The following is a 7143-nucleotide window of genomic DNA, read 5'->3' as shown; positions in this document are numbered from 1 at the left end:
CCACCGCCCCCGCATAAACCAGCAGGTCCCGCACCATCCGCCCGGTCCGCCCCACCCGCTCAATCCGCATAACGTTCGCGACGCGGAGGGCGTGCCAGGTTCCACCTCGGGCGCTTCGCCCGGCCAGGGGGGCGGCGCCGGCAGGCGGCTGCTGTTCGGCGCGGCCTTCGGAGTCGCTCAGGGCCCTCGTCATGAGGCCGCTCCCACCATGAGATCGCCGATCTCAGCGCGCGCGCTCGGCGCCGAGCAGGTGACGGGGCCGAGGAGGCGGCCCCGGTAGGCGACCATCACCCGGTCGCAGAGGGCCAGCAGCTCGGACAGTTCGCTGGAGACGACCAGCACGGCCGCACCGCCCTCGGCGGCGCGCCGGATCCGGTCCAGGACTGTGTCCACCGCGCCGAGGTCGAGGCCGCGCGTCGGCTGCGCCGCCACGAGGAAACGCAGCGGACGGATGGCCAGTTCCCGGGCGAGGACCACCTTCTGCTGGTTGCCGCCCGACAGCGTCGCCATCGCCGCCGCGGGCCCGGCGGCCTTGATGCCCTGCCGCTCGATCACCCGAGCCGCCTCGGCGTGCAGAGCTTTCCGGTCGAGCAGCCCTCGCCGCCGGAACCGCGCCAGCTCCCCGAGGAAGAGGTTCTCCGCGACGCTCATCCCGGGCACGCACCCCTCGTGATGCCGATCCTCGGGAATCACCCCGACCCCGGCCGCGGTACGCCGTCCCGGGCCGACCCCGCTCAGCTCCATCCCGCCGACGCTGAAGCGCCCCTCGGCATCCAGGGCCCCGCTCAGAAACGCCACGAGCTCGCTCTGCCCGTTGCCCTCCACCCCCGCGATTCCGACGATCTCGCCGACTCCGATCCGCAGGTCGACTCCGTCGACTGCCGCACTCCCATCTCGCCGGACGACGCGCACCCCCTCGATCGCGACCCCGGCCAACGCCTCAGCCTCAGCGCCGCCCGCCCCTGAGCCTCCGGCTGACGCGACGGCGTCAGCGCTACGCGAGAGTGAGGACTCGGACGACGCGGCGGCGGGAGCGTGCCGCGGGGCCGAGGATGCCGATGGGATAGCCGGCAGGGACGGGCCGGGGAGATCGAGGCCGGCGGTGAGGAGGGGGTTCAGGTCGGTCAAGGGGCGGCCGAGCATGAGGGAGACGAGGTGGTCGCGGCCCAGGCTGGTGAGCGGGCCGGTGCCGGCTACCCGGCCACCGCGCAGGACTGTGGCGGTGTCGCCGGCGGATTCGATTTCGCTGAGTTTGTGGGTGATGAGGAGGACGGCGTGGTCGGCGGCGGCGATTCTGCGGCAGGTGGCCATGAGGGACTGGACCTCGGTGGGGCCCAGGACGGCGGTGGGCTCGTCGAGGAGGATCAGGCGGGGAGAGCTGAGAAGGGCCTTGACGATTTCTACCGACTGGCGTTTGCCTACGGGGAGGTCGGCGGCGCGGGCGGTCAGGTCGACCGACAGGCCGTAGGAGGACTCGATCTCGGCTACGCGAGCCTTAAGCTCCCTGGTCGGGAGGCGGAGGCGCAGGCCGTCGCGGAGCAGGAGGTTCTCGGCGACCGTCAGGGTCGGGACCAGGCTGAAATGCTGGTGGACCATGGCGATGCCGTGTTTCAGTGCGTCGGCGGGGCGGCGCGGGCGGTAGGGCTCGCCATAGAGGCGCATCTCGCCCTCCTCCAGCGCGGCCGCGCCGTAGACGAGGTTGCAGAGCGTCGACTTCCCGGCGCCGTTCTCGCCCAGCACGCAGTGCACCTCACCCGCGCGGACCATCAGATCGACGCCGTCCAGAGCGCGCACGGTGCCGTAGGTCTTGCCGACGCCGGTGAGCTCCAAGGCAGGATTCATCAGGCACTCCCTTAGTGGTGTTGGGGCCGCCGGCCGCCCGCCCAGAGGGGCTCTTCCATCTGACCGCCGGCCGCGACCCGGCCGCAGTGCACCCGGCACGAGGAGCTCGGCAACCTCATCGCGGCGGCTGACCGCCCGTTCACAGGACCGGCCAGGGTGCGGCCTCTTCGAAGGCGAACGCCGCGTTCAGGACGTCCAGGTCGGCGAGGTGCCGGCCGACGAGCTGGATCCCGACGGGGAGACCGTCGGCGGTGAGTCCGGCGGGCAGCGAGATCGCGGGCTGGCCGGTCAGGTTGAGCGGGAGCGTCATCGACAGCCAGTAGGACGGGTCGACCTCGCGGCCGTCGATGACCGTCGGGCCGATGTTCCCCGGGACGAACGCCGGCACCGGCGAGGTCGGTGTCAGCAGCAGGTCGAAGCGTTCCATGTGGGCGGCCATGATCCGGCAGACGCGCTGCCGGACGGCCCGGGCATCGGTGAAGTCCTCCGCCGTCCAGGACCGGTCGAGCAGGCCCTTCAGATAGGGAGCCGGCTCATGCTTGAGCGCAAGCTCCCGCAGACCCCGTAGGTCGGTCTCATTGGCGATCATCGCCCCGAACGCGCCGAACGGATCGGGAAACCCCGGATCGGCCTCCTCGACCACGCACCCGAGCCCCTCGAAGACCTCGGCGGCCCGGCCGGCCAGCACCCGGACCTCCGGTTCGATCGCGACGTAGCCCCAGTCGTAGGAGAGCCCCACGCGCAGGCCGTCGAGCGGACGACGGGCCACGGTCGCCGGGGCGGCAGGCAGGCCGAAGCGGTCGCGAGGATCGGGGCCGGTGAGGATCGCGTAGGCGAGGGCGGCGTCGGCGACGGTGCGGGTCAGGGGGCCCAGGTGTTCCAGGGCGTCCCAGCTGGAGACACCGGGGAGCCTTTCGTCCTTGCAGCCCGGGTAGGCGGGGATGCGGCCCATCGACGGCTTGAAGCCGACCGTTCCGCAGAGCGCGGCCGGGATCCGGATGGAGCCGCCGCCGTCGCTGCCGAGCGCCAGCGAGACCAGTCCGGCCGCGACCGCGGCGGCCGAGCCCGCGCTGGATCCGCCGGGGCTCAGCGCGGTGTTCCACGGGTTGCGGGTCGAGGGGAAGATGAGGTTGTCGCCGACCGCGGCGTACCCGAACTCCGAGGTGTTGGTCTTGCCGACCACGATCGCGCCGGCGGCGCGCAGCCGCTCCACCGCGATGTCGTCCTCGTCCGGGACATGGTCGCGGTAGGCGGCCGACCCGAACGTGGTGCGCAAGCCCCGGGTGCAGACGAGATCCTTGATACCGACCGGCACCCCGGCCAGCGGTCCCGGGTCCTCGCCGCCGGCGATCCTGCGCCCCAGATCGGCGGCGGCCCTCCGGGCGCCCTCGGCGTCAAGGGTGCAGAAGGCGTGGATTTCGGGCTCGATGCGGGCAGCGTGCGCGAAGAACTCCTCGACCAGGTCCATCGGGGCGAGGCCGCCGGTCCGGACCTGCTCGGCGACGGCCGCGGCCGTCAGCGGGCGGGCTGCCATCAGCTCGTCTTGATCTTTCCGGCGGCCAGGTCCGCGCTAATCTGGTCGATCTTGGCGGTGACGGTCGCGTCGGCTCCGCAGAGCACGATGCCGGAGGCGCCGGTGCCGGAGCCGAGGCCGAACGGCTTGGCCTCGGCCTTCCAGGTGCCGGCGACCAGCTGCTTCACTCCGTACTCGGTGGCGAAGCCGATGTCGGATTTGGTGAACCCGGCGAACGCCGCGTCGGTGGAGCACTGCTGGACGAGCGGGCCGCCGAGTACCTTGGTGCCGGTCTCCTTGGCGCCCTGGAGCATGCCTTGTAGACCGCTGTTGAGGATCTGGTAGAAGACGTCGCCGCCGGCGCCCGCGTCGGCGGTCACGGCCTGCTTGGCTTTGGCCACGTCGTCGAAGTCGCCGGTGTACTGCGGGGGCAGCACGGTGATGCCGGGCCTGGCGTGATTGGCGCCCGCCTCAAACTGCTTGGCCACGGCGACGATCGGCGGGATCTCCAGGCCCGCGACGAAGCCGACCTTGCCCTTCTTGGAGATGAGCGCGGCATAGGCGCCGGCGAGGAACGCGGCGTCGTCCTGCTTGGGGTCGTAGGCCGCGAGGTTGGCCGTCGGGGTCGGCGGGCCGCCCACCTCGACGAACTTGACGGCCGGAAACTGCTGGGCGGCGCGGCGGACGTCGGCGTCGGTCTGGCCGCCGATGGAGATGACGAGCTGGGAGGTCTGGGCGAACCGGACGAGGGCCTGCTGGTAGTCGGCGGGCGCGACCTTCTCCACATAGGTGATCTCCACCTGGCCGCCGAGGTCCTTCTTGATCCGCTCGATGCCCTCGTAGGCAGACTGCATGTAGCCGGCGTCGGAGATCGAGCCGGGGATGAGGACCCCCACCTTGGTTTTGCCGGAGGTGGCGGCGTCCGTCTTCTCGGCCGAGCAGCCGGTGGCGGCGAGGGCTAGGACCGACGCGCAGACCGCGGCCGTGCGCAGGGTTCCAAGGGCCATGTCGGTATCTCCATCGGGGGGTACGAAATAGCTGGCGAGCAATGTATACAATCGCCGCGTTTCCCTGCGGGGAGCGAAATATTGCCGGTGTGTTTCGGCCCGCCCCAGCAGCCGGACCCGATGACCAGGTTGAACACCCTCACCAGGGGCGCAGCACCGCGGGCCGCAGCCGTCGCGGCAGCCGCCCGCCCGCGGCCCCGCCGAGCAGGCGCGCCAGCCCGATGATGAGGAGACCCAGCCAGTTCACGCTTGCGAACAGGACGAACACCAGCATGGCGACGGTGTTGACGACCAGCGACAACAGCGCCTTCACGGCATTGAGGTACGGACGTCGGCACTGACCCGAGCATGGGGACGGTCGGCAGGATGATGCGAGGCCGCCCACGAAATCAGCGTCGTATACAGCCGTCAGGAAGATCCCCGCAGCGAGCGGCAGGCCCCCGTCTCCCCTTGTCCCAGGCTCGTATACAGCCGTTCAGTGGCAGGGGCGCCGACGGTAGGCGGAGGTCGCCTGGGCGATGTGGTCGGCGACCACCCGGCGGACGCGCTCGGGGTCCCCCGCCTCCAGGGCGGCGCAGATCTGCTCGTGCTCGTGCCAGGAGTCGTGGGCGCGGCGCGGCAGCTCGACCGCGTAGACCCAGGCGATCTTCTGGCTGAGCTGGGTGATGAGATGTCTGAGGGTGGTGCTCCCGGAGGCCTCGGCGAGCACCTCGTGGAAGCGGCTGTTGAGCCGGGTCACCTCGTCGAGCCGGCCTTCGGCGACGGCCTCGAGCCCTAGCGAGGTCAGCTCCTTCAGGCGGCCGAGCTGTTCGGGGGTGCGACGGAGCGCGGCTCGGGCGGCGCCGAGCGGCTCCAGGAGGGCGCGGATCTCCAGGAGGTCGGCGGCCTCGTCGTCGGAGAGCTCGGCGACGAAGGTGCCGACATAGGGGCGGGAAAGGACGAAGCCCTCGGCCTCCAGCGTGCGCAGCGCCTCGCGCACCGGAACCCGGGAGACCCCGTATCGCTCGGCCAGGCCCTCCTCGGTGAGGCGCTGACCAGGTAGGAAGGTGCCGCGGATCACGTCGTCGCGGATCGCGCGGCACATCTGCTGCGGCGACATCCTGCGGGTACTGGCGCTCACATTCCCCCTCGCAGCCTGGCGCTGCTCTCACCTGGATGATTGTATACGACCATGCTCCGCCGATGATCGGAACCTTTTGACGAACCTACTACAGCCCGGTCGCGGCGCGACGTCGGGGGATGTGTACCTTCCGGCCGAACCTGGCGAGGTCTCCTGGGGCCTGCTGCCGAACGCGGTCAGCCCGCCGGTCCGCAGTGTCGTCTCGGGCGCGACCGTCTGCCTCGACACGATCAGCCATGAGGGCCTGCTGGAGGATCAGGGGCGCGACCCCGCGACGTTCTTCGCCGCGGCCGGGATCGGCGCGGTTCTCGACGATGCGGCCGAACTGGCCCGCTCCGGGACGCACGACCCGCTCGTCCACGGACCGCATGTCGTCACCGGGCCGATCGAGGTCGAGGGCGCACTGCCGGGGGACGTCCTGGAGGTCGAGATTCTGGAGCTGCGGCGGCGCGCCCCCTACGGAGTCATCAGCAACCGTCACGGCAAGGGCGCGCTGCCCGGCGAGATGCCCTTGGCCCCGGACGGGTGGGATCCGGCCGTCCCGGTGCCGCCGGTCTGCACGATCGCGACCGTCGACGGCGGCCGGGGCGCGATAGCGGTCGGCGACGGCCGCCGCCTCACCTTCCCGCTCCGCGAGTTCCTCGGCATCATGGGGGTCGCACCCGCCACCGACAGGCCCGTGCACTCCGTTCCGCCCGGCCCGCACGGCGGCAACCTCGATGTCGGCCCGCTGGGCGTCGGCGCCCGGCTGTTCCTGCCCGTCCAGGTGCCCGGAGCGATGTTCTACGCGGGCGACCCGCACTTCGCGATGGGCGACGGCGAGGTCGCACTGACCGCGTTCGAGGCCCCCCTGCGCGCCACCCTCCGGCTGACCCTGCACTCCGACGCCGCCACCCGTTCCCTGGCCGCCGCGCTCGCCGCCCCCTACGCCGACACCGGCGCCGAGCATCTCCTGCTGGGCCTGGACGAGGACCTCGACGAGGCGGTCCGCAAGGCCACCCGGTCCGCGCTGGCCCTGCTCGGCGCCCGATACGGCTTTCCCGCGCCTATCGCCCTCGCCTATCTGAGCGCCGCCGCCCATCTGCACGTCTCCCAGGTCGTCGATATCGTCAAGGGCGTTCACTTCGCCGTTCCCAAGCCCACCTTGGAATCCCTTTGACCGCGGAATCCGCCTTCGTCCCCTGGCTGCCCGTCTCCGAGGCGGCTGCGGGCTGCCGGCTGGCGGTCAAGGACGTCATCGACGTCGCGGGCCTTCCCACCGGCGCGGGCCATCCGCTCTGGCGCGAGACCCACCCCGTTCCCGGCCGCGACGCCGAGGCCGTCGCCCGCCTCCGCTCCGCGGGCTTCACCGTGATCGGCAAGACCCACACCGACGAACTCGCCTACAGCCTCGCCGGCACCAACGCCCATTACGGCACGCCGGAGAACCCTGCCGCCCCCGGCCGCCTCCCCGGCGGCTCCTCCAGCGGCTCCGGCTCGGCCGTCGCGGCGAACCTGGCCGACCTGGCCCTGGGCACCGACACGGCCGGCTCGATCCGCGTCCCCGCCTCCTACACCTCCCTGATCGGCTTCCGCCCCACCCACTCCCGCGCTCCCCGCTCCGGCATCCGTCTCTCATTCACCTCTCCGAGCCCACCAGACCCTAAGCCATCTCTTATGCC

General features: G+C 71.8%; 8 protein-coding genes. 2 read left to right on the top strand and 6 right to left on the bottom strand.

All coding sequences use genetic code 11. The features are described 5' to 3' along the window. From EJK15_RS73905 to EJK15_RS66125, 6 genes are all read right to left on the bottom strand, one after another. Positions 1-193: hypothetical protein (locus tag EJK15_RS73905; protein WP_206062224.1), on the bottom strand; the 193-nt coding region annotated here is incomplete at its 3' end. Continuing rightward, entirely contained in the window at positions 190-1842 is a 1653-nt protein-coding gene (locus EJK15_RS66140) for an ABC transporter ATP-binding protein (RefSeq protein WP_206062222.1), read from the bottom strand. The genes EJK15_RS66140 and EJK15_RS73905, both read right to left, overlap by 4 nt. Before the next feature lie 139 nt (positions 1843-1981). Further along, complete coding sequence (locus EJK15_RS66135) at positions 1982-3376, bottom strand: amidase (RefSeq protein ID WP_138720410.1); 1395 nt, start codon at positions 3374-3376, stop codon at positions 1982-1984. Beyond that, on the bottom strand, positions 3376-4362 hold the full coding sequence (locus EJK15_RS66130) for a BMP family ABC transporter substrate-binding protein (RefSeq protein WP_138720409.1): 987 nt from the start codon (positions 4360-4362) through the stop codon (positions 3376-3378). Before EJK15_RS66130 ends, EJK15_RS66135 begins: the two co-directional genes overlap by 1 nt. Before the next feature lie 139 nt (positions 4363-4501). Beyond that, on the bottom strand, positions 4502-4675 hold the full coding sequence (locus EJK15_RS72290; protein WP_171075374.1) for a hypothetical protein: 174 nt from the start codon (positions 4673-4675) through the stop codon (positions 4502-4504). A 162-nt stretch (positions 4676-4837) separates the two neighbouring features. Further along, the gene (locus EJK15_RS66125) at positions 4838-5482 is read right to left on the bottom strand and encodes a GntR family transcriptional regulator (RefSeq protein WP_206062221.1); all 645 of its coding nucleotides are present in this window, start codon (positions 5480-5482) and stop codon (positions 4838-4840) included. A 121-nt stretch (positions 5483-5603) separates the two neighbouring features. Between EJK15_RS66125 and EJK15_RS66120 the strand changes: the two genes are divergently transcribed. After that, positions 5604-6641 carry an acetamidase/formamidase family protein gene (locus EJK15_RS66120; RefSeq protein WP_206062219.1) on the top strand — a complete coding sequence of 346 codons (1038 nt, stop codon included), beginning with the start codon at positions 5604-5606 and terminating at the stop codon, positions 6639-6641. Further along, the coding region (locus EJK15_RS66115) for an amidase family protein (RefSeq protein ID WP_240778070.1) at positions 6638-7143 on the top strand (506 nt) is incomplete at its 3' end. The genes EJK15_RS66120 and EJK15_RS66115, both read left to right, overlap by 4 nt.

The sequence above is a fragment of the Nonomuraea basaltis genome (assembly GCF_005893125.1).
Lineage (GTDB): Bacteria > Actinomycetota > Actinomycetes > Streptosporangiales > Streptosporangiaceae > Nonomuraea > Nonomuraea basaltis.
Note: the sequence above shows the minus strand (reverse complement) of the source record. Positions and strands in the feature narration are given on the sequence as shown.

Coding starts and splice junctions, on each gene's coding strand:
- EJK15_RS66140 (WP_206062222.1), bottom strand. CDS start 1,842: ATGAATCCTGCCTTGGAGCTCACCGGCGTCGGCAAGACCTACGGCACC.
- EJK15_RS66130 (WP_138720409.1), bottom strand. CDS start 4,362: ATGGCCCTTGGAACCCTGCGCACGGCCGCGGTCTGCGCGTCGGTCCTA.
- EJK15_RS66135 (WP_138720410.1), bottom strand. CDS start 3,376: ATGGCAGCCCGCCCGCTGACGGCCGCGGCCGTCGCCGAGCAGGTCCGG.